Here is a 22078-nt window from a genome sequence, read left to right as displayed (position 1 = left end):
TCCTACTGGTGACGCTGGAGGGCACACCACGTTCGGAGGAATCGCGGCCTCGCGCAGGCGCGATCACCACGGGCATTGCCCGTCACCACCTCAACGCGAACACCACAGGACTCGCCCTGCCCCCACGGCTACCCTTGAAGTGAGTTGATCGAGAGGAGACCCTCGTGGGAATCGGAAGCAACATCGGCAAGGCCCTGCTGGCTCAGGCACCCGGCGCGGCCGTCTCGATGCTGCGCAGCATCCTGGGATTCGCCATCGACGGTGCCTCATCGCTGCCGGGAGCGCGTCAGGCCGCTGGTAAGACCCTCACCAAGCACGACGGTGACGTCGAACAGGCCATCAACTCCCTCGTCAACCAGCACATCGCCATGGCCGGTGCACAGGGATTCGTCTCCAACCTCGGTGGCGTCGTCACCTTGGCCGTGACCATCCCCGCCAACATCTCGGGCGTCGCGATCGTCCAGGCCCGCATGGTGGCTGCCATCGCCCACCTACGCGGCTACGACCTTGACGACCAGCGCGTCCGGACCGCCATCCTCGCCACCCTCATGGGTCAGCGTGAGGTCGACAGCCTCATTCACGAGGAGAAGCTTCCGACGACCCCGATGGGCATCGCCACCGCCCCGGTGGGGGGACGCCGATCTGGAGAAGGTCGTCGCCCGTAACCTCGTCAACGTCCTCATGGGCCAAGTTGCGGGCAAGAAACTGCCGGTCTTCGTCTCCAAGCGCGTGCCCGTGTTAGGTGGTGGAGTCGGAGCCACCACCGACGGGTTCACCACCTGGAGCGTCGCTCGTTACGCCCGCAAGCAGTTCCCGACCCGCCGCCCGCACGGCTGAGGCCAGGATCTGTGTTCGGTCCGGGACGCGTCAGAAGGTTTGCCGACGGCGTGCCCCGGGCCGACGTGTGCGGCTGCGACGAAGCAGCCCGACAGCCCGCGCAGCCGTCGTGCAGACTTCCCAGGGCCTGCAGGGCATCCTGCTCGCCGACGTGCCAACGACCGGACTTGACGAATTGGAACACCCCGACGTCCCAGCCGTGGTTCCACGCGCGCAGCGCGGTTCCCATGGCGGCAGTGGTCTTGCCCTTGCCCTCACCAGTGTTGACCATGACGACCGGTCTCAGACGCCGTTGTCTGGTGGTGCGGCCATCCTGGACGGCATTCGGGTCCTGAGTGATGGGGCTCTGGCCTGCTGGCATGGAAACCTCCTCGCGGGTCCTCGCCCGCATCATGGCAGCGTCGATCTGACTCAGCACCGACCCGGACGACCTGGCTTGCGCATCGAGGCGCCTCGGTGGTCGAGGCACGCCCGACGGGGCTCACAGTGGCGGGACCGCTCCGGACTCACACCGGATTCCTCCTGGCCGGTACCGCGATTCTGACACACCGAAGGTGTTTTCACTCACCCGGCATACCCTTGAGCCGTGACCATTGACCCTGACACCGCAAAACTGGGCCGCACCCCCGGCCTTGACGAGGAACACTTTGCCCATGACGGGCTCATCACGAAGCATCCGGTGCGCGCGGTGGCGCTGGCCGCCCTGCGCCCCATGCCCGGGCAGACGCTGTGGGATCTGGGCACCGGCGCCGGATCGGTCGCCGTGGAGTGGTGCCGTACCGATCCCACCTGTACCGCGGTCGGGGTGGAGCGGCGGGCCGACCGAGCCGCCAACGCACGTACCAATGCCGAGAATCTCACCGCACCGGGACAGTTCACGGTGATCGATCACGACCTCACCGAGGGGCTGCCCGACGGGCTGCCCACCCCGGATGCCGTGTTCATCGGTGGCGGGGCGACAGCTGAGCTCGTGGACGCCTGCCTGGCACGGTTGCCGCAGGATGGAAGGATCGTCGTCCACGGGGTGACGATGGAGGCCGAGACCCTGGTTGTCGACCTGTCGGGGCGGCTGGGCGGTGAGCTCATGCGGTTCTCGGTGGAGAACGCCGACCACATCGGGCGGCTGCGCGGGTGGAAACCCGCCCGCACCGTCGTCGCATGGAGCTGGGTCAAGGACTGAGGTTCAGACCGCCACCTCGCGTGGCAGTGCTCACGCTGCCCGCGCGGATGCCCACACCAGCTCCCCACGTGGGCGCTCACATCAGCTTCTGGAGCTTCTGGGTGGTCATGCCAGCTCCCCCACGCGGCACCGCTCCCCCCGACAGCTTCCCCACGTGGTAGCGCTCGCACCAGTCCTCACACGACACCGCCCACCTGACAACTCCAGGGAACCCCAGCCGCCCGTGTCGAAAGCAGCCCGTGCCGAACCATCGCTCGCGACGGCCATTCACCGTGGCAGCTCGGCAGTTCGACGGGGGCAGCACCCGGAGTCTGCCGAGCTGTGCCACCGGCCTGGCTGTGATGCCGGGCCTGCCTTGGTGCCGTACCGGGCGTGCGTCGGTCCCGAGCCGGGGCCAGCTTTGATATCGGGCCGGGTCTGCCAAGCTGGCCGGGTCAGGTCTGCTTCCGATACCGGGTCGGGCCAGCTTTGGTGCCGGGCCAGCTTGGCTCACCGCGCCTCGAGGGCGGCAACCACCTCATCCATGGTGCGTGGCAGGCTACTCACTCCCATGCGCTGGGCGAGATCCAGCGCCCACGGCAGGTGCAGGTGTGCCCGTTCCACGATGTCGGAGTCGGCGAGCATCTCGTCGATCGGCCCCTGGACGACACTGTGATCCACCACGACGAGGGCCTCGTCGGCCCAGGCCAGGGCCAGATCGACGTCATGGGTTGCCATGGCCACCGTCGTGCCGGTCTGGTGCAACCGTCCCAACGCCGCCATCATCCGCGACACACCGTCGGGGTCCAGCCCGGCGGTCGGTTCGTCGAGCATGAGCAGTTTGGGTCGCATGGCCATGGCTCCGGCCACCGCGACACGTTTGCGTTCCCCGTAGGACAGCTGGTGGGTGGCGCGTTCGGCCAGGTGATCGGCGCCCAGCAGGGTGAGGGCCCCGGTGACTCGTTCGCGCACCTCGTCCTCGTCGAGTCCCATGTTCATCGGGCCGAACGAGACGTCCTGGAAGACGTCTGCACTGAAGAGCTGGTCGTCGGGATCCTGCAGGACGTGCTGGACGACGCGACGATGCTCCCGCAGCGCCTTCTTGTTGTGCTCCAGACGTTTGCCCTCACGCAGCACCTCACCGGACACCGGTTCGAGGGAGCCGGACAGGCAGCGCAGCAGGGTCGTCTTGCCCGAGCCGTTGGCGCCAAGGATTGCGACGCGCACCCCCTGATGCAGCCGCAGGTCGACGTCCCGCAGCACCATGGGACGCCCGGGATGGGTGGCACACATGGCCCGGGTCTGCATCAGGACGGTAGGGGCACCCTCGGCATCCTGGGTGACATCAGCGCTGGGGGCCGCGCCAGCGTCGTCCCCGCCAGCATCGTCGGAGTCATGAACCTCACTGGCCCCAGCACCGTGCGCCGCTGAGCTCGTCCCGGAATTGCCCGGTGGTGTGTGACCTGTCGCGGTGCGGGGTCCTGTCTCGGTGCGGAGGGCATGGGAGGCGTCCACGCCCATCTGACCACTGCGAGCCTTGTCCGACCCGATACTTCTGGATTCCCCGGTGTCGCTGGATTCTCCGGTGCCTCTGGATTCGTTGTCGGTCATCGCCACAACCTTCCTGTCGTCGCCCATGTGATCGCCCAGATCGCCACCAAGCTCACCACAGTGGACACCATGAGTTTCGTGCTGGCCCGACGTGGCATGGTCAAGGTCACCAGGGACGACTCGAATCCACGATTCGTCAAGCCGTCATTGAGCCGCTCAGCACGATTCCACGACCGCACGGCCACCGATCCCAGAAGCGCAGCAGTGTTCTCCCAGCGTCGCTTCCGGCTGGGGGCGTCGTCGCTGAGACGGTTGCGCTGGGCCTCCTGGGCCGTGAAGAACGTTCCGAGCAGCACGAAGATGAGCCGGTAGGTGAGCGAGGAGATCTCCAGCAGCGGATCGGGAATGTGGAATGTGCGCAACCAGGTGAGCAGGTCGACCATCGGTGTTGTCACGCCGAGCACCATCACCGCCAGGGTGCCGCCCAGGCCGTGTTCCACCAGGGAAGCGGCCTGCGCCGCAGATGCCGGGCCGATGCTCACCCCACCGGCACGCCACCACTCCGGCCCGCCGGTCGAGGTACCCACGCTGATGAGCACCGAGATACCACCGATGACGAGGAAGACGATCGGGGCCGCCATGGCCTGCCACAGCACTCGGGGCTGGATGTGCGCGAATCTGACGATGACGACCACCGAGACGACTGCCACCATGAGGGCACCCGGCCACACGCCGATGGGTGCGCCATGGACGAGCACCTCCGGGGTGCACAAGGAGGTGAGAAGGAGGCCGGTGCTCAGCGCCACCTTCTCCCCCACACGGCGATGCCGCCAGGGAGAATCCCAGGCGGCATCGTCAAGAGAGGTGATCTGCATCAGGCAACCGGGTTGGCGGGAGCGGCATTCGTCTTTCCCGCCTCGACGGCCGTGGCATCGCTCAGGTCAGAGGCAGCCATGGCCTCCTCGGCACCGCGCTTGCGGCCAGACATCCGGCCCAGGGCGTAGCCGACGATTCCAGCACCGAGGGCGGCCTGCATGGCGAACAGACCTGATTCGACCTCGCCGGAGGAAGGCTCGAAGATCGGCTCGATCCATGGCTTGGCACCGGCCTCCTCGGCTGCATCGGCTGCGGCGTCGTCGGTTCCACCGAAACCTTCACCGTCATGGGTGGTCTTGCGGCCACCGAAGACCATGCAGATGACGAAGATCGCGATGAGCAGGATGATGAGGACCGGGGTGACCCACTTGGACCTCTTGGTCAGCGACGTATCAGACTTGTGAACGGACTTCTCAGGCATGGGACACCTCCGCAGCGTCAGCAGACTCGGCCGGCTCGTCGGCAAGCACACCAAGCTTGCGCAGCTGGGGTGCGGCAACGTTGGCCAGGAAACGGAACAGCAGGATGCCGAGGAATCCCTCGGCGATGGCCAACGGCACCTGGGTGGTTGCGAAGATACCGAGGAACTTGGCAGCAGCACCCCCGACACCGGACTGCTGGTCGGGGAAGGCAATGCCCAGCTGGACGCTGGTGACGCAGTAGGTGGAGAAGTCGGCTGTGGCCATGGCCAGGAAGATCGCCAAGGCATCTGGCCCGTGGCAAACCTTGGTGAGCTTGTAGAACGCGTATCCGACCCACGGGCCGACGATCGCCATCGAGAAGGTGTTGGCCCCCAACGTCGAGATTCCGCCGTGTGCAAGTAGCAGAGCCTGGAAGATGAGGACGATCATGCCGAGGAAGGCCATGACCGGGGGACGGAAGAGGACGGCACCGGCTCCGGTACCGGTGGGGTGGGAGGACGAACCGGACACACTGGGCAGTTTGATGGCCGACAGCACGAAGGTGAAGGCACCGGCGGTGGCCAGCAGCAGCCGGTTCTCGGGGTGGTGCTTCACCTCCTTGACGACCTCAACGGCACCCCAGACGACGAATGGTGCGCTGACGGCGTACCACACACCGCATTGCGCCGGTGAGAGGATTCCTTCTGCAATGTGCATGAGGGACTTTCTCCTTTCTCGGAATCTTGCGTTCCGTGCTGGAAAGGCTCGTCCACAACGGCGTTCCTGACTCCCACTTGGGCAAAGAGTTGCACGAAGTGTTCACAGTGGCGCGACCGTGCCGGAATTCCCCGGCTTCCGCCCAGATGCGACGAGACTGTTCTGTTGTCGAGCTTCATTGTTTCACATCGGTCTGCACACATGTAATCGGGGACATGCACATTTGACAGACCAGGCCTTGCACGGCACCACCCCTGCCGCCACGTCCTCTCACTCACGATCCGTGGCGCCGCGTTCATTGCCTGTACCAGTGACCTGCAGAACTCTCTGCTGGCCAACGAGACGCTAGGCTCGAGGTGTCATCCAGCTGCGAGGAGTGGTCATGTCATACGTCAACAACGGATCCGACATCTACAAGGAGTCATTCCGTATCATCCGCGAGGAAGCGGATCTTGCGCGATTCCCCGCCGATGTCGAGCGAGTCGTCGTGCGAATGATCCACGCCGCAGCAGACCCGGCAATTGCCGGTGACATCGCCTTCACCCCCGGTGTGGTCGAGGCCACGCGTCGTGCGCTGGCGTCTGGCGCGAACATCCTGTGCGACTCCTCCATGACGGCGACCGGCATCATCCGTTCCCGACTGCCCGAAGGGGTGCAGGTCGTCTGTCACATCAAGGAGCCGCGCCTGACCGAGCTCGCCAAGCGCAACGACACGACCAAGACGTGCGCCGCCGTCGATCTGTGGGCCGCCGAGGATCATCTGGACGGGGCGGTCGTGGCCATCGGCAATGCCCCCACTGCGCTGTTCCACCTTCTGGAGGTGTGTGAACAGACCGGGGCGCGCCCGGCTGCCGTCGTCGGCATCCCGGTGGGATTCGTGGGTGCCGCAGAGTCCAAGCAGGCGCTGGTCGACTCCAACCTGGGGCTGGAGTACATCACCCTGCTGGGACGTCGTGGCGGCTCAGCCATCGCCGTCGCGGCAGTCAACGCCATCGCCTCCACCGCCGAGCTCACCAACGATCACCGCTGAGAAGCACGTCACCGGCTCATTCAAATCACGCTGGGGCACTCACACCAGGAATCCCCCCCATGACAGATTCTCGCCACCATTGGAAGAGATGGTTTTGGGGGGCATTGCGGTGAGATTGAGACTCCATCAGCCCTGATGGGACACGGGTTTGACCACTTCGGATGACCGTCGCGCATCGGTTTCGCCAGATGGACGAAACCCTCGTCCGTACTCGGACGAGGGTCGTCTGGCAGAGCCCAGCCGCATCTCACCATCCCAGCCGGACCCCGCAGCTCACCCGCACCGGACGCCTGCCCCGCGCCCGCCTCTCGTCGTGGCCAACAGCAACCACGCGTCACGGGCGCCGCGCCTCCGAGGGCCGGACAGCTGGTCTCCTCCAGCCAGGTGACCCGGGCAGTGCACTTGGCTTCTCAGCCCTCGTGCCCGGGCACGGAGGCCGGAATCCTCAGCTGGGGTTTGATCGACGACTTGGGCTCCAACCCCCACTTCTCCAGGCTGACCCGCAGGTGCTCGGCGGCATCGATGTTGAGCGGGCCGGAGGTCCACATGGCGATGGGGAGGTTGAGGTAGCGCTTCTTCTTCACCGCGTCCAGGTTCTTGGTCGCCGGATTCGATTCCAGAATCTTGATCTTCTCGCTGTAGGGCTGGGCGTCGTAGTCGACGAAGGCGATGGCGTCGGGGTTCATCGTCGCCACCTTCTCCCAGCCGATACGCACCCAGGTGTCATTGACGTCGTGAGCGCCGTTCTGCGCATCCGCCGCGTTGATGATGGCCTGTGGCCCACCCTTGCTACCACTGGTGAAGACGGTGTCCTTGGCCGAGTCGAAGAGCAGCACCGTCGGGGTCTTCCTGGCCTTCGGAGCCTTCTGGAGGGCGTCGAGCCGATCGTCCATGTCCTGCACGGCCTTCTTGCCGGTCTGCTCGTTGCCGGTGAGGGTGGCAAGGTTGGTGATGTCGGTCCGCACTGCGTTCCAAGGGTCCATGACACCGCGGGCGCTCTGCCCGTCCTTCTGTCGGCATGACTCGGTGAGAAGGTAACTGTTGATGCCCTTGTCGTGCAGGTTGTCGGGGGTGAGGTTGTTCGCCTCGGAGAATCCGTAGTCCCACCCGGCGACGACGACGTCGGGCCTGTTGGCGATGACCGACTCAAGGGTCATGTAACCCTTGACGCCCTCGTGCAGACTGTTGATGGTGTCGGCCCCGTACTTGGCAGTGAGGATCTCCTTGTCCCGATCTGCCGAACTTATCGCGGCGATCTGCTTTTGCGCCCCGGCGCTCAGCGCCATGGCGATGATGCTGCCGTCATTGACGTAGAGTCGCTCGGCCTTCTTGGGGTAGGTGACCTTCTTGCCACAGTTGGTCACGGTGACTTCGTTGAAGTCCTTGGCGGACTCGCCGCTCTTGGAGGCTGATCCACCGCCACAGGCGGTGAGTCCCACAGCCAGGCAGGAGGCCAGGACGACAGGTAGGAGTTTGGTGGACATTTCAGTTTTCCTCTCGGTTGGGATTGGGCAGCGGTGCGGTGCACACGAGTTCCTGGCTGCCGTCGGGAGTGGTGACATGGTGTGCGACGACGTGGAATGCCGTCGCGACGTTCGATGGGCTGAGCGCCTCACGAGCCGGACCTGCGGAGAGCACTCCGCCGTCGGCCAGGACGACCACGTGGTCGAAATGCGAAGCAGCCATGCCGAGGTCGTGGATGGTGGCGACCACCGTCCGACCGCTGGCGCGCAGCGTGTCCAGCAGCATGAGTTGGTGAAGCACGTCGAGGTGATTGGTCGGCTCGTCCAACATGATGAGGTCGGCGCCCTGGGCCAGGCCACGGGCGATGACGGCGCGGCGCCGCTCACCGCCCGACAGGTGGTCACAACGACGATCGATGAGGTGGTCCAGTCCCACCAAGGCCAGGGAGTCCCGGATGATCCGCCGCTCGGAACGCTGCCCCACCTGCCACGGCTTGCGGTGCGGGGTACGTCCCAGCGCGACCATCTCACCCAGCAGGAGGTCAGGCGATGGCGACTCCTCCTGCCCGACGAAGGCCATGAGCCGGGCACGTTGCATGGGGGTGTAGTCGGTGACGGAGGTGCCGTTGAGCAGGACGTCGCCGGAATTGAACTGGCGCACCCCGGCGATGGATCGCAGCAGAGTCGACTTGCCGACTCCGTTGACGCCGACGATGGCGGTGAGCTTCCCCGGCTCGGCGATGAAACTGACGTCGTCGACGACGATGCGATCGTTGATGCGGCACTGGACATTGCGAACTTCGAGACGTGTCATGACTCACTCGAGAATCGGTACTGGCTGCGCCCCATGAGGTACAGAAAGATGGGAGCGCCGATGAACCCGGTGACGACGCCGAGCGGCACCTCCTGTGGTGCCGCGATGACGCGGGCGCCGACGTCCACCCACAGCAGGAAGAGGCTGCCGATGGCGGCGGCGACGGGCACCATCGACCGGTGACTGGCTCCCACGAGCAGCCGGGACATGTGCGGAATGACGAGCCCGACGAATCCGATGCCGCCGGAGACCGCCACGAGCACCCCGACGAGTACCGAGTTGCCGACGAACAACGCCTTGCGCACCCTGGTATCGGGGATGCCGAGGGATCGAGCGACGTCGGTGCCAGCAGCCAGGGCGTCGAGCCAACCCGAGAACGCGATCATGAGCACGGCGGACAGAGCGGTGACGATGGCAGCCATCCACAAGCTGTCCCAGGTGGCACCGGCCACCGATCCCAGCATCCAGTACAACACCGACTGCGCCGCACGCGGATCCGAGCTGCGAAAGACGAGGAAACTCGCCAGTGCCGAGAATGCCGCAGAGAGCACGACGCCCGAGAGCACCAGCCGCAGCGGCGTCATGCCGCCCTGGGCCATGGAGATGAGGTACACCAGACCGGCGGCGCCCAATGCCCCCACCAAGGCCCCGAGGGTGAGTCGGTGAGGACCCCAGGAAGCGAACATCCCCAGGGCGATGACCGCGGTGGCCCCCACACTCGCACCGGCCGAGACACCCAGCAGGTAGGGGTCGGCCAGCGGGTTGCGCACCAGGGTCTGCATACCGCTTCCGGCCAGGGCGAGTCCAGCTCCGACGATGATCGCCAGCAGTGCCCTGGGGGCACGCAGGTCCCAGACGATGAGATCGATCGTCGAGTCAGGGCCCGGCTCGCCGGTGATCCTGGCACCAACCGTGTCAAGAACGCCACGCATCGGCAATGGTTCCGAACCGATGGTCAGCGAGAAGACGGCGCTGACGACGATGAGCACGACGAGGATGATCACCAGGGGCGCCACTGGCAACCGGCGGTCCCGCTCGACCGACCGTCTCGAGGAAGGCATAGCTGTTCCTTCTGGGTGCGAGGACCTTGATGCGAGGCCCGAACGACACAAGTCATGCATGGGGTCTTCGGACTTCGGATCACCCTCGGTCGGCCCTTCCCAGGATCACTCCCAGTGGTCTTGCCGACGTCGTCACCGTCACCGCTGCGCAACAGTCCCGGATTCCCACCGGGTTCACCGCGACCTCATCGGGGCCGCACCATGCACGTGACGCACGTTAGCACCTGTGACACGCAAATCGCGACGCGCCGGCCACCAGCCCCCTGCCGTAGCCGCCCGCCAACCCCTTGTCGCAGGCGCGTCGGGCACGTGGGACGCCCCGGCTCGTGAGTCTGAAGGGTGCGCTGGGGGGCGGTACCTCGCACCCCCGTGGCAATTCGGTTCGACAAGACACCCCGTGCCACACCACGTGGCAGACACCACGATCCCCAACACATCTGCCACGGAGACGAACGGGCCACAACCTCGCCACAGACTGGATCTCCACACCGCGCAGAGCTCCCCAACTGCGAAAAGTTGTGCTCCCGGCGCCGCTTCATACCTGGAGTACAACTTTGTGGCTGAAAAATTCTTCCTACCAGCACAAGCGTGAGGGTAAGTACAATTTTTCTCGACTGGTTCAGTAGCCAGAACCACAGGGAGCAGCCTCGAAGACTGCACTCAGACACCCAGTCCGAGGGTGCAAGTACAATCTTTCGGTCAAAAAGTTGTGCTCTACCGTCCCGAAAGGGGAAGTGCACTCAGCTTTCCGGTGTATCGGAACACGCTCTGCCTGACCAGGAGCTTGACGAGATGGATCACAAGGACTGAAAAAGTCAGGATGCCTCGTCACCTTTCCACAGATAGTGAAATCCGCGACCTGCCATCGCCTCTGACGAAGGCTGCAGTACTCCATCAGCCATGAGGTCCTTGAGGACCTGTCCGACGTTGGAAGCCCTCACCCCCAGGATGGCGCCCAATTCTGTCGTACTAATACGCCCTCGATGCCGGGCATATTGACGAGCCGTCACTGCTCTACTGGGCACTGAACGCTTCAAACCGCGATTCGCATATTCCATGTCCAGCTGCTTGTTTGCTCTCTTGGAAAGGGTAAACGCGGGGAGGGCTTCGTCGGGAACGCCGCGGATGGGCTTCAGCAAGGGTTCGCCATCACACTCCGTCTGCCGTAGGAGCTCAAGGGTTTCGTGAACTTCCTCGACGGGGACTTGCAGGTAGGGAGCAAGAATGTCCTCGTCGATCCAGAGATGATCTGTGAGGAAACGCATAACCATCAAAGTGCGGAGGTTTTGCATGAGCTCGGGAACATCCATACCAGTCAGCCACGATGTCCATGCCACGTCAGGACCGACACCGGAAAACGTCGTCACCACATAGGGACCGTCAATTTCCCGAATGGTCGGCATGCGAAGCCCCCGGCGAAGCAAATCACCAACCATACGGTCAACTCCGATACCTTCACGTTCTGCAATTCGAAGTGATGCCAAGAGCTCAGTGAGAGCAACGTTCCTGGACGTCGATGGGTGGGTGATGATGTTCTCAGCCGTCACACCTCCGAAGAATCCTCCGGGGCTGGTAACTCGCAAGACGGCTCCTTCGTGCTCGATGAGCGTTGCATCGGACAGCCCCCATTCACGATGAGCCAACCCATTGACGATGGCCTCACGAATGGCACGTTCCGGCAGCTGGCGGACCTGCCCCTCGACAAGTCCTGAAGACACATGCGACAAAGGGTTGTACGCCCGCGCGACGGCGAACGTCCGTTGGAGCTGCTCAAGCAGTGATACCCCACCAATACGTACTCGGTCACCGCTGTCCTGACCGGGCATGTCGCGACGTATGTAGTCGAGGCATGGCTCGGGACGCCCCACAAAGACCAGAGCAGCAGCATTGGTGAGCTTGCCATCACCATCAATGGCGTTCAACCGGGACAGCAACTCACGACTCGTACAGTTGGCCAATTCCACCGCCGCCTCGTCGGTGCTGGCTTGAAGGAAGGCGCGTGCTGCGTCAAGGGCAGCAGGTCGCACTTCCTCCAGGCTCACGTTTGAGAACTGCGCCGACCAGTCGTAGCGGATGGAGTACTGATGGCGGTGGTGCCATGACGTTGCGTCGATCTCCTCGCAATGATCACCAATCCGCCAGCGGATCTTTCCCTTGACCTTGATCGGTTCCAGCGCGGTGGGTGATCTGACGATCAACAACCTGGCATCGTGAACGTGGACTTCTCGGACGTCAACGGTCAACGCGCGAGAAGTGTGCTCATAGATCTTCCTCCGCAACCATTCGGTATCCAAGGATGTACCGATGAGCAATGGTCCATCATCCTTGTCATTGACTCCGACGATCAGAGCACCACCCCCAGGGGTGTTGGCCATGCACGCGGCTTCACCGGCAAGCTGCTCAGCGGCTCGTTCATCCTCACGTCGACCCAGTAGCAGCTCACCGTGCTTGCCTCGTCGGCTGGAGTCCTCCTTGAAGTCAAGATACTTGCATTCCGGGACCCGGTGCCCTGCGTCCAAGTGCTCCAGCGCAGTGTCGATCTCAACTGCAATCGGGTCTGGCCCGAAAGTTGTTCCCATGTGAGCAGTCTACTTCCAGCTACAAGTTTGTGCCCAGAAACTTTTAATCAGGCATCCAGTCCAGACATTGAGTACAACTTTATGACTGAAAAGTTATGAGCAAGCTCTGCGGCGAGGAGTGCGCACACATTTTCGCTGGATCTGAAGTCCCCCACGATTGGCGCGACAACTGGCTGCCATGTTGGGACAACATGCCAGCAGACGGCTGGTTCAGTGTGGTATTTCGGTTCGGCAGGGCACCTCGTGCCACGTCAGGTGGCAAACCCCACGATCCCCAACACATCTGCCACAGGATCGCTGGGCCAAGACTCGCTCGGCAGACCGGATCACACCTCACCCGGGCCCGCGCGTACTCTCACTCACACTGCGAAACTTGCAGTGTGAGTGAAAAAGTGTGAGCTGCGGTCTTGCGCCCACTCCCTCCACCCCTAGAGCTGAAGTGGACGACAACGAGACCGGACACAGCCGGGGAGTAACCCTAGGAGAAATGAGGACACCACGGGAGAACCGGATGCATGGGGCAGGAGGCAGCGAGGGAAGGGCTGGGCGCAGAGCTCGGGACCAAGGAAAACAGGGGCGGCACCCTACGCCTCGGGAAACCCACGGGGAAGCGGGGCGCCACAGGCAAAGCAGGTGTGCCACGAACGAATGGGCACAGGCCGAGCAGGGGGGCAGTTCAGCTCCAGAGGGCGTCGCCCTCCCAGGTACCCGACGAGATCACTGGGACGACCTGGCCCGAGAGCACCGAGCCCGGATGTGGATCGGTCGGCAGCCCGGCTGGCAGGGCCAGGGTGAGGGGGAATCCAACCTTGCCCATACATCGCCACCACTGTTCCCCGGTGAGTTCGTTGGTGCGCTTCTCGCACTGATCAACGACCATCGTCATTTCTGCGACCGCACTCACCTCGGCGCGGCTCGCCCGACCCGCCTCCAACTCCATGAGCCACGGGCTGATGAGGTGTCCGGCGGAGAACTGGATGTCGCTGCGAGGACCGAAACCGCCCTCCTCGGAGGCTCCATAGGCCTCCTCGGAGTCGTGGACCCGGATGAATCCGTTGGCGACGGCCCCGACGCGCAGGTGCTGGACGAATGCCGAGGTGTCGTCGCCGGGCTCGGCACACAGTGGGTACTCGACGGGATCGTCGGCATTGGCCAGGAACCGTGCGACCCGCTTGCCGTGTACCCCGCCGGAGGCACCGCTCACCGCTAATTGCGACAGCGGCGAACCGCCCTCCACGAGCTCCACCAGGGCCACCGTAGGACGGTAGCGCCGCACCTCGGCAGCGTGGGTCGTTGGGGCGACGAGGGAGGCCATCGTGTCCATCTCACCATCCCGGCTGAGCATGGCGAGACGTGCCCCCGACGGATCGGTGTAGGCGGCCAACAGATCGAAACCACCGACGTCCTCCACACCGACAGCGCCAGCCTGCGCAGCGGAGTTGACGAGGAAATCGAGACCGGGGGCGTCGAAGCCCAGAGCATGCAGGTCGTGGGAGATCACCTGACGATGATAGGCGCGATTGGCCACGGCTGCCATCGCCGCGATCTCATCGCCGGGGCTGCCATTCATCGGAGCCGGCCTCGGCAGGCCCCGTGTCGATCAGGCCCGTGTCGGTCAGCCTCGAGTGGTCAGGCAGTGTTGATCGGTGGATCGCGACGATCAATGCATCACAGTCGGCTTGGTATCGGGCCTTGTCATGCCCCACCCTGGCCTGCCCCATCACTGGGCCATCCCCGGTCAGGCGGTGGCCAGCTCGGAACAGGACGACAGACAATCAACCCGAGAACGACACGACCGATCCAGTCGGTTTCACACCCAACCAGCCAGCTGCGAAGCCGCAACACCCCACCGAGGACTCCAACACAGGTGTCAAGGTGCTAGCCACCCCGGACCGAGACGACCGGACCGAGACGAAAGGCAGCGGCCACCCCGAAACGACAGACAATCAACCCGGAAAACAACACAGCCGATCCAACCAGCCAACTGCAGGGCACGCAACACCTCATCACGAATCTTGGCAGAACAACGCGGGGTGCAGTCACCAACCCCGCTACCAGCTTCACACCCGATCAGCCCCGCAACCAGACACTCCCGTAGGGCCCTGCAGCCAACAGCTGCGGGCCCGCAACCTTCAGATCTCCAGCTCAGGAGTCGAAGTGGTGGTCAGCCCTGCAGGGCTCTCAACACCTCGTCACGAATCTTGGCAGAACGACGCGGGGTGCGGTCACCGACCACGCTCACCGTCATACCGCCGGCCTGCTGGGTGGCCGGGGTGAAGGCACTGCCCTTGCGACCGTCGTCACCACGCACGCAGAAGATACCGCGCTTCTCGGCCTCGGCGGCCACCGTGGCGTTGACCTGGGGGTCATTGGTGAGGGCCTGGACGAACCAGACGCCGTCGAGATCATCGGTCTGGAAGGCGCGTCGTTCCAGGTTCACCAGCCCCTTGCGAGCCATCCGGGTGAGCTGGATGCCCGAGTTCGGGGCAACGACGTGGACGTCGGCACCGGCGTCCAGCAGACGGGCGACGCGACGTTCGGCCACGTGCCCGGCCCCGACGACCAGCACAGTGCGTCCCTGCAGCCGCAGCCCGGACATGTAGACCGGGGCCCCCTCGCCGAGCCCGACCTCGTCGAGGGGCTCGCGGTACCGGTCCACCACGACCTCGGCCACCTCGTCACAGTCGCCGATGACCGGGGCGATACGGATCTCGACGCCGGGGTGGCTGGCCTGCCATGCCTGAACCTGCTCGGTCATCCACACGTGCAGCAGTCCGGGGAACAGGAAGTTGCCCTGCACCACGATCTGCTGGGCCCCCCGGGCGTGCAGGGCCGTCAGTGCCTCGGGAACCGAGGGGCGGGTCACCTGGATGAACGCCGGCTCGACGCAGGCCAGGTCGTTCTCCTCCCAGAACATCCGCGTGAGGGTGTAGTGCGAGGCATTGGCATCGGCCACCAAGGCACCACGACCCACCAGGACGACGGCGGTGTCGCGGGCACGCCATTGCTCGCGCCCCTCCCCCGCGGCAAGGGTTTCGGCCAGACGCCGGTCAAGGGCCTTGCGCATCCGCACGTCGGGCAGCAGTGGCGCGGAATAGGCCACCCGAGCGCCCCCACGGCCCTCGTCGATGGCCTCGGGAATGTCCTCACGGACATGGCCGCCGGTGTTGAACATCAGCGGTACGACGACGGCGGAGACGGGCTGTTCCCCCTCGGTCGGCTCCTCGGAGACGCCCGGCGCCTGGGCGACGGCGGCCTGCACCGCCTCGGGAATCTTCGGCTCGGCGAGCTCGACGAACCCCAGTTCCACCGGGACGTCGGGAAGCTTGTTCGCGACCCGTTCGGCCAGGGCGCGGCACTCGGCCACACCCGATTCGTCGCGGGTGCCGTGGGCGGCAATGACCAGCGGGGTTCCGCTGGCGATCTTGGTGTCAGTCATGATCACACATCCTTGTCCGTGTCATTTCCAGTGGTGTGCGCAGGGCGATCGACTTCCGACGCCGCCTGTGCTGCGACGTCCACACGCGTGCTCCGTGCCGGCGGCGTGGCGCTGTAGGTCGTCTCGTCGGCCTTGGGCAGGTCGCGGTGGGAGTAGTTCTTGTGCTTGTCGGATCTGATGGCCCCGTCCATCCAGTGGTAGTCGCGCGGGGTGACGAAGAGTTTGCGGTTATCCCCGGAGGTGACGTACTTCGACGTCGACGACCCGACGACCACCATGCTCGTCATACCGACCCATTCGGGCTGGAACTCCGCCAGGGTCGACATGATGATCTGTTGCTGGCGTCGTTCGGCATGGGAAACGACCGCCACCGGGGTGGAAGGTGGACGGTGTTCCGCCATGATCGCCAGGGCGTCGGGCAACTGATGGGTACGGGTACGCGAGCGGGGGTTGTAGAAGGTGGTGACGAGGTCTCCCTCGGCAGCCGCCCTCACCCGCTTGAGAATGAGATCCCAGTCGGTGTGCAGGTCGGACAGGCTGATCGTCGCGTGATCATGGCCCAGCGGGGCTCCCAGGATTCCGGAGATGGCGAGTTCCGCGGTGACCCCGGGCACGATCTCCACGTCGATGCCGTCGGTGCCCATCTCCAGGGTCGGGGAGGCCATGGCGTAGATGGCCGGGTCGCCGCCACACACGAAGGCGACGTTGCGTCCTTCTCGGGCCGCCTCGATGGCGGCGGCGGTGCGTTCCTCCTCGGTGCCCATCTTCGTCGCGAGGATCGTCGCCCCGGGACGCACCACGTCGCGAATCTGCTTGACGTAGGGGGCGTACCCGGCGACGAAGGTGGCGTCCTGGATGCGTTGGAGGGCACGCGGGGTGAGCAGGTCTCGGGATCCGGGCCCCAGGCCCACCACCGAGAGGTGGCCGCGGGCCGGAACGCGTCCGATGGCAATCGTCGCCTCGGGGGTCTTGTGCTTGGTGACGACGAGATCGGCTCCCTGGGCCAGCACCGAGGCCTCCGAGACGCTCGGGGTGCCCACCTCACGGGCCACGACGTCGGAGGGGGTCGGCACCTGTTGGGCGGCCAGTTCCTCGGCGGAGTGGGTGAGGTACTCCAACCCGCGTTCGTGGGCGAGTTTGATCATGCCGAGTTCGCCGGCCTTCACCTCGTGGCTGGTGAGGATCGTCACCGATCCGGGGGCCAGCCCGGCCTCGGCGAGGGTGTCGTCGAGCAGGGACCGCAGATGGTCGACGTCGGTGCCCTTGTTGCACCCCATGCCCACCACCAGGGAGCGCGGGTGCAGGACGACGGTGGGCAGGTCGGTGCCACCGACGGCTGTGGACGCGGCGTCGGCGGTGCGATCGGAGACGATGATCCGGGCAGCCGGGTCGCTGGCCTCCTCACTGACGTTCTTGGGCAGCGGCGGCAACGGCCACGGGTGTTCGCGCACCACCTGCACCGGACGTCCGGCGATGATCGAACCCGTGACACCGGCGACGTCACCCTCGTAGGCCCAGCCGAGCTGATCGAGGGCCGGAACGCCGAGCGAGTCGGTGGCGGTGGAGACGACGGCGGTGCCACCCAGGGCGGCCGAGATGGTGCGGGAGAGCTCGTTGGCCCCACCGACGTGACCGCCCACCAGCGGAATGGCGAACCGCCCGGCCTCGTCGACGACGACGACCCCCGGGTCGGTCTTCTTGGACTCCAGCAGCGGGGCGATGAGACGTGTCGTGGCGCCCAAGGCCAGGTGGGAGACGATGAGGTCGCACTCCCCCCAGGCGGCTGCCAGCCCGGTGCGCGAGGGGCCGACGTACTTCTTGGTCTCCCGCTTGAGGGCGTGGTCGATGGCCTCGGCATGGGCTGCTGCGGCGTCGGAGTTGATGACCTGCCCGATGATGGGGTCACGGTCCGAGCCGTCCGGGTTGGTGTCGGTGCCCGGCTGCGGATCATCGGGGGCGTTGACGTTGACGTCCCCGGCGAGTTCGGGGTTGACGCCCACGGCTTGCGGGGAGTCCGGGTGGTGGTCGAGGACCAGGACGACGTTGGGGCTGGCAACATCTTCGTCGGCCACCACGGCCCTGGCGGCATCCTCGTCGAGGACGCGCACCCGCTGGTTCTCCTCGCCGATCCTCTCGGCCAGCACGAACGTCTTGCCGCGCCCGGCCAGCCCGTCGACCAGCTCGGCGAGGCCACGCCCCGGAGCGGTGAGCACCCCCACCTTGGGGTGGATCCTGGCGAGCCGGATCGCGGTCTCGACGCTCTTGGAGTGCGAGGAGACGAACTGGGCGTCGTCCCAGGGCAGGGCGACGGCGGCGAAGGCGGCCTGCAGCGATGTCGGGGCCGTCACCACCTCGACGTTCAGGCCTGCCTGGCGGATGCGACGCACCACGCCGAAGAAGAGGGGGTCTCCCGAGGCGATGACGACCACCCGGGCGTCGTCCGGCAGAGACTGGATGCGCTCGACGGCAGGACCGATGAGGCCGAGTTTCTGGCGTTTGTCGTCGGGGACGTCAAGGGCGTCGAGGTGACGCTGCCCACCGACGACGAGGTCGGCGTGGGCGACGTCGTCACGCATGGCGTCGGTGATGGTGCCGAGGTATCCGTGGACGCGAATCATGAGTTGTCCTTCGGGTCGGGGGTGGTGCTCTGGTCATAGACGCCCCGGGTGCCGTGGGTCGTGAGGTCGGCGTGGGCGTCGGCGTCGGCTGCGCGGTACTCGTGGCGGAAGCCGGGGTGGTAGAGGTGGCTGCGGGTCTCGATCGGGCCGTCGGCCAGGGCAGGTCCGACGAGGACGACGGCATGCTTCCACAGCTTGTGGTTGCGCATCGTCTCCGACAGGTGGGCCAGGTCGCAGCGGAACATCATCTCCTCGGGCCAGGTGACCGCGTACCCAATGATGCAAGGGGTCTCGGGGGCGTATCCGCCCTCCAGCAGAGCCTGCTGCAGGGCCTTGTTGCGAGCCGCCGACAGGTAGACGGCCATGGTGGCCCCGTGGGCGGCGAAGGAGGCGACGGTCTCACCGTCGGGCATGGGGGTGCGTCCACCCTCCAGCCGGGTGAGGATGAGCGACTGGGAGACCTCCGGCACGGTGATCTCGACGTCCATCCGGGCCGCGGCAGCCGAGAAGGCGGAGATGCCGGGGATCGTCTCGAAGCCGATGCCGATGCGGCGGCACAGGTCACGCTGCTCGGCAGTGGCTCCGTAGATGGAGGGATCCCCGGTGTGCACCCGGGCCACCAACAGACCTTCGTCACGAGCTCGGGTGTAGAGGGGTTCGAGGTCCTCCAGCGGGATGGCGGCGGAGTCGATGAGTTCGGCGTCGGGTTTGTGCCGGGCGACCATGTCGGGATGCACCAGGCTGGAGGCCCAGATGATGATGTCGGCGGTCTCGATGACGCGGGCACCGCGCACGCTCACCAAGTCCGGAGCACCTGGTCCGGCACCGACGAAGACGACCCTGCCCTGCCCCTCGGCGAAGCTGGTGGCCGGGATCGGGGCAGGGTCGATGAGCGAGTGGTCCAGATCCTCCAGGGCCTGCTCCGAGGCGTGCTGGGTGGGACGGGCCGCCTGCGGGGTCGTCGAGCGCGAGCTGGCCTCGGTCGTCGACGGGACGCCGGTCGAGGCCGCAGCGTCGTCTGGTGACGTGAGGTCATCTGGGGGCTCGGGGGTGGATGGCGTGGGTGTGGGGCTCACAGTTTTCCTCCGGTGACGGGGCGTTCGGGCACGGACAGGACGGTCGAGAAGTAGGGGGCCGATTCGTCGGCCTCCACCTGGGCCAGACCGAGCAGGTGCTGGGTCGGCAGGGAGACGTCGGTGCCGATGATGGCGTCACGGCCCCGCTCGCGGATCTGCTCGAGCACCTCGGGCATCTTGCGCCCACCCTTGTAGACGGTGACGGAGTCGACGACGTCGAGCACCTCACCGAGTTTCTCCGGGCCGACGGTGGCCGGCACCAGGGCGAGGATCTCGCGCCCCTCGACCAGTGGGGTGCCGGCGGCGGCGGCGATGGCCTGCATGGCGGTGATTCCGGGCACGAGGGCGATGACGACATCGGGCAGTCGTTCCTCGACGTTGGCACGCAGATAGGTGAACGTCGAGTAGACGGCTGGGTCTCCGACGGTGGCCAGGGCCACACTGTGTGCCCCGTCGTTGAAGGCGTCCACGGCGAAATCGGCCGAGGCCCGCCACGACTCGATCCGTTTGGTGCCCAGACCACGGCGTTGGGCCATGGAGAACGGCACCGGCTGGATGCGTCCCGTCATGTGCGGGCAGGCCGCGCGAATGATCTCCTCGGCTCGCCCCATACCTCCGGCGGACGCCTCGGTGGACGGCACGAGGACGACGTCCGCCTCCTGCAGAATGCGTTGGGCCCGCAATGTGACCAGTTCTGGGTCTCCGGGTCCGACCCCGACACCGTACAGGGTGCGGGGTGGGTTCGATGGGGCAGAGTTCACAATGGCCTCCTCAGGTTTCCTCGCCCGATGATGTGCGCTGCGATCGACGGAGTATCTGGCTGCACCGTTCAGTGTGTCGATCTACGGGGCAGATCGACAATGTGCCGGTTCACAGTGGCGGGACCGCGCCGGACTCACACCGACTTCCTCCCACTTCGACCGCTCGTACCGAGCATAGCGGGTGGGACCACCCGGATTCAGCGTCCCAGCGTGAGCAGGGTGTCCACGTCGACGTGCTCGACGAGGGCATCGGCCAAGGTGTCGATCATGGTCTCCCGACGGGCCTGGTAGCCCAGTTCGTCGGTGTGCGGGCGCCAGGACGAACCGGCCACCTGGGCGGCCTGGCCCAACCAGGTGCGCCGGAAATCGTCGTGTTCGAAGGCACCGTGCCACATCGTCCCCCACACCGATCCGACGTGGACCCCATCGAGGAACGGCTCTGAACCGGCATCGGCAGTGGTGGTGCCGTGGTGGATCTCGTACCCACCGACCTCGATGCCCTGCCACGTGCCGTGCGAGAGGGTCAACGTCTTCTCGGCGGCGAAGTCGACGTCCACCGGCAGCAGGCCGAGTCCCGGCACCTGCGCTCCCCCGGCAACCTCCTGCCCCTGTGGGTCGTCGATGGTGCGCGCAAGCATCTGGTAGCCTCCGCAGATGCCGACGACGGTGCGACCCTGCGCGGCGCGTTCGGCCACCACCTCGGCAATACCGGTGCTGCGCAACCAGGCCAGGTCGTCGATCGTCGAGCGTGATCCGGGCAGGACGACGATGTCGGCGGCGGCGCAGGTCGCTGGATTGGTCGTCACCTGCACGTCCACACCGGCCTCACCGGCCAGGGCGTCGACGTCGGTGGCATTGGAGATTCGCGGGAAGCGCACGACGGCCACCCGCAGGGCTGTCGGATCGACGGCGTCGCCCTCGTGACGCCAGCGTCCGACCTCCAAGGCGTCCTCACCGTCCAACCACACCCCGGGCACCCACGGCAGCACCCCGAGGCTGGGGAGCCCGGTGCGCCGGGTGATCTCGGTCAGCCCGGGGGCGAGGACCGAGTCGTCACCACGGAACTTGTTGATGAGGTAACCGGCCAGCAGGGCACGGTCGGCGTCGTCGAGCAGCCCCCAAGTGCCGTAGATCGAGGCGAGCACCCCGCCACGGTCGATGTCTCCCACGAGCACCACCGGAAGGTTCTTCTGCCGGGCCAGACCCATGTTCGTGTAGTCCCCGGAGCGCAGGTTGATCTCGGCGGGCGACCCGGCACCTTCACAGATGACGAGATCGTGTGCCGCAGCGAGCTCGTCGTAGGCCGCCCAGGCCGCCTCGGCAAGGGCCTGCCGCCCGGTGGTGTACTGGCCGGCCTCCAGCACTCCGCCGGGTTGGCCCCGCAGCACGATGAACGAGCGCCGGTCGGTGCCGGGTTTGAGCAGTACCGGGTTCATCGCCGAGCTGGGCTGCACCCGGGCAGCGGCGGCCTGCAGGTACTGTGCCCGACCGATCTCCGAGCCGTCGGCGCACACCATGGAGTTGTTGCTCATGTTCTGCGCCTTGAACGGCACGACGTCGATTCCCTGACGTACTGCCGCGCGGCACAGGGCGGTGACGACGAGTGACTTGCCGGCGTCCGAGGAGGTTCCGGCGACGAGGATTCCGGTCATGGCTGTCTCCTGCCTGCTCGATGGGTCGATTGCGGAACGCCCCT

The 22078-nt window shown here is 65.8% G+C and carries 16 protein-coding genes, 2 pseudogenes and 3 riboswitches; of the genes and pseudogenes, 3 read left to right on the top strand and 15 right to left on the bottom strand.

Annotated elements, in window-relative coordinates:
* The first annotated feature begins 164 nt into the window (after positions 1 to 164).
* Positions 165 to 837: pseudogene (locus CKV91_RS03855) on the top strand (EcsC family protein).
* A 106-nt stretch (positions 838 to 943) separates the two neighbouring features.
* Here CKV91_RS03855 and CKV91_RS03850 read toward each other — a convergent pair.
* Positions 944 to 1198, bottom strand: a pseudogene (locus CKV91_RS03850) (cob(I)yrinic acid a,c-diamide adenosyltransferase); the annotation flags it as partial.
* A gap of 69 nt (positions 1199 to 1267) precedes the next feature.
* Positions 1268 to 1353, bottom strand: a riboswitch (cobalamin riboswitch).
* Positions 1354 to 1423: 70 nt separating this feature from the next.
* Here CKV91_RS03850 and cbiT point away from each other — a divergent pair.
* Positions 1424 to 2017, top strand: a complete 594-nt coding sequence (gene cbiT, locus CKV91_RS03845; protein WP_065860882.1) for a precorrin-6Y C5,15-methyltransferase (decarboxylating) subunit CbiT — start codon at positions 1424 to 1426, stop codon at positions 2015 to 2017.
* A 489-nt stretch (positions 2018 to 2506) separates the two neighbouring features.
* On the opposite strand, the gene CKV91_RS03840 is transcribed toward cbiT, so the two are convergent.
* The 4 genes from CKV91_RS03840 to CKV91_RS03825 form a co-directional block, all read right to left on the bottom strand.
* The gene (locus tag CKV91_RS03840) at positions 2507 to 3304 is read right to left on the bottom strand and encodes an energy-coupling factor ABC transporter ATP-binding protein (protein ID WP_036903845.1); all 798 of its coding nucleotides are present in this window, start codon (positions 3302 to 3304) and stop codon (positions 2507 to 2509) included.
* 299 nt (positions 3305 to 3603) lie between these two features.
* Complete coding sequence (cbiQ, locus tag CKV91_RS03835) at positions 3604 to 4422, bottom strand: cobalt ECF transporter T component CbiQ (RefSeq protein ID WP_021104771.1); 819 nt, start codon at positions 4420 to 4422, stop codon at positions 3604 to 3606.
* A complete protein-coding gene (locus tag CKV91_RS03830) occupies positions 4422 to 4844 on the bottom strand; it encodes an energy-coupling factor ABC transporter substrate-binding protein (protein ID WP_021104770.1) in 423 nt (140 codons plus the stop codon). The genes cbiQ and CKV91_RS03830 overlap by 1 nt, the downstream gene beginning before the upstream one ends.
* Entirely contained in the window at positions 4837 to 5541 is a 705-nt protein-coding gene (locus tag CKV91_RS03825; RefSeq protein ID WP_021104769.1) for an energy-coupling factor ABC transporter permease, read from the bottom strand. The genes CKV91_RS03830 and CKV91_RS03825 overlap by 8 nt, the downstream gene beginning before the upstream one ends.
* A gap of 382 nt (positions 5542 to 5923) precedes the next feature.
* On the opposite strand from CKV91_RS03825, the gene CKV91_RS03820 reads away from it, so the two are divergent.
* Positions 5924 to 6571 carry a precorrin-8X methylmutase gene (locus tag CKV91_RS03820; protein ID WP_021104768.1) on the top strand — a complete coding sequence of 216 codons (648 nt, stop codon included), beginning with the start codon at positions 5924 to 5926 and terminating at the stop codon, positions 6569 to 6571.
* 410 nt (positions 6572 to 6981) lie between these two features.
* On the opposite strand, the gene CKV91_RS03815 is transcribed toward CKV91_RS03820, so the two are convergent.
* From CKV91_RS03815 to CKV91_RS03770, 10 genes are all read right to left on the bottom strand, one after another.
* On the bottom strand, positions 6982 to 8055 hold the full coding sequence (locus CKV91_RS03815; protein ID WP_021104767.1) for an ABC transporter substrate-binding protein: 1074 nt from the start codon (positions 8053 to 8055) through the stop codon (positions 6982 to 6984).
* A 1-nt stretch (position 8056) separates the two neighbouring features.
* The gene (locus CKV91_RS03810; RefSeq protein ID WP_021106217.1) at positions 8057 to 8848 is read right to left on the bottom strand and encodes an ABC transporter ATP-binding protein; all 792 of its coding nucleotides are present in this window, start codon (positions 8846 to 8848) and stop codon (positions 8057 to 8059) included.
* Positions 8845 to 9864, bottom strand: coding sequence for a FecCD family ABC transporter permease (locus CKV91_RS03805; protein WP_036957943.1), 1020 nt, complete (start codon positions 9862 to 9864; stop codon positions 8845 to 8847). The genes CKV91_RS03810 and CKV91_RS03805 overlap by 4 nt, the downstream gene beginning before the upstream one ends.
* Before the next feature lie 88 nt (positions 9865 to 9952).
* A riboswitch (cobalamin riboswitch) is annotated at positions 9953 to 10128 on the bottom strand.
* Between the two features lie 596 nt (positions 10129 to 10724).
* Positions 10725 to 12488, bottom strand: a complete 1764-nt coding sequence (locus tag CKV91_RS03800; protein ID WP_065860881.1) for an RNA-binding domain-containing protein — start codon at positions 12486 to 12488, stop codon at positions 10725 to 10727.
* 676 nt (positions 12489 to 13164) lie between these two features.
* The gene (locus tag CKV91_RS03795; RefSeq protein WP_021106219.1) at positions 13165 to 14025 is read right to left on the bottom strand and encodes a hypothetical protein; all 861 of its coding nucleotides are present in this window, start codon (positions 14023 to 14025) and stop codon (positions 13165 to 13167) included.
* Positions 14026 to 14652: 627 nt separating this feature from the next.
* Positions 14653 to 15927, bottom strand: coding sequence for a CbiX/SirB N-terminal domain-containing protein (locus CKV91_RS03790; protein WP_021106220.1), 1275 nt, complete (start codon positions 15925 to 15927; stop codon positions 14653 to 14655).
* A 2-nt stretch (positions 15928 to 15929) separates the two neighbouring features.
* Positions 15930 to 18545 (bottom strand): precorrin-3B C(17)-methyltransferase, encoded by a 2616-nt coding sequence (gene cobJ / locus CKV91_RS03785; RefSeq protein WP_065860880.1) that lies wholly within the window; start codon positions 18543 to 18545, stop codon positions 15930 to 15932.
* A complete protein-coding gene (gene cobM, locus CKV91_RS03780; RefSeq protein ID WP_231933837.1) occupies positions 18542 to 19450 on the bottom strand; it encodes a precorrin-4 C(11)-methyltransferase in 909 nt (302 codons plus the stop codon). Before cobM ends, cobJ begins: the two co-directional genes overlap by 4 nt.
* Before the next feature lie 167 nt (positions 19451 to 19617).
* Positions 19618 to 20382 carry a precorrin-2 C(20)-methyltransferase gene (gene cobI, locus CKV91_RS03775; RefSeq protein ID WP_021106223.1) on the bottom strand — a complete coding sequence of 255 codons (765 nt, stop codon included), beginning with the start codon at positions 20380 to 20382 and terminating at the stop codon, positions 19618 to 19620.
* Between the two features lie 28 nt (positions 20383 to 20410).
* Positions 20411 to 20570: riboswitch (cobalamin riboswitch) on the bottom strand.
* Positions 20571 to 20579: 9 nt separating this feature from the next.
* Entirely contained in the window at positions 20580 to 22034 is a 1455-nt protein-coding gene (locus CKV91_RS03770) for a cobyric acid synthase (RefSeq protein ID WP_021106224.1), read from the bottom strand.
* Between the last annotated feature and the right edge of the window lie 44 nt (positions 22035 to 22078).

It is taken from the genome of Cutibacterium granulosum (assembly GCF_900186975.1).
GTDB lineage: Bacteria > Actinomycetota > Actinomycetes > Propionibacteriales > Propionibacteriaceae > Cutibacterium > Cutibacterium granulosum.
Note: the sequence above shows the minus strand (reverse complement) of the source record. Positions and strands in the feature narration are given on the sequence as shown.

Bases quoted from the DNA above. Each gene is read 5' to 3' on its own strand.
- CKV91_RS03840 (WP_036903845.1), bottom strand. From the start codon at position 3,304: ATGCAGACCCGGGCCATGTGTGCCACCCATCCCGGGCGTCCCATGGTG.
- cbiQ (WP_021104771.1), bottom strand. From the start codon at position 4,422: ATGCAGATCACCTCTCTTGACGATGCCGCCTGGGATTCTCCCTGGCGG.
- CKV91_RS03830 (WP_021104770.1), bottom strand. From the start codon at position 4,844: ATGCCTGAGAAGTCCGTTCACAAGTCTGATACGTCGCTGACCAAGAGG.
- CKV91_RS03825 (WP_021104769.1), bottom strand. From the start codon at position 5,541: ATGCACATTGCAGAAGGAATCCTCTCACCGGCGCAATGCGGTGTGTGG.
- CKV91_RS03820 (WP_021104768.1), top strand. From the start codon at position 5,924: ATGTCATACGTCAACAACGGATCCGACATCTACAAGGAGTCATTCCGT.
- CKV91_RS03815 (WP_021104767.1), bottom strand. From the start codon at position 8,055: ATGTCCACCAAACTCCTACCTGTCGTCCTGGCCTCCTGCCTGGCTGTG.
- CKV91_RS03810 (WP_021106217.1), bottom strand. From the start codon at position 8,848: ATGACACGTCTCGAAGTTCGCAATGTCCAGTGCCGCATCAACGATCGC.
- CKV91_RS03800 (WP_065860881.1), bottom strand. From the start codon at position 12,488: ATGGGAACAACTTTCGGGCCAGACCCGATTGCAGTTGAGATCGACACT.
- CKV91_RS03795 (WP_021106219.1), bottom strand. From the start codon at position 14,025: ATGGCAGCCGTGGCCAATCGCGCCTATCATCGTCAGGTGATCTCCCAC.
- CKV91_RS03790 (WP_021106220.1), bottom strand. From the start codon at position 15,927: ATGACTGACACCAAGATCGCCAGCGGAACCCCGCTGGTCATTGCCGCC.
- cobJ (WP_065860880.1), bottom strand. From the start codon at position 18,545: ATGATTCGCGTCCACGGATACCTCGGCACCATCACCGACGCCATGCGT.
- CKV91_RS03770 (WP_021106224.1), bottom strand. From the start codon at position 22,034: ATGACCGGAATCCTCGTCGCCGGAACCTCCTCGGACGCCGGCAAGTCA.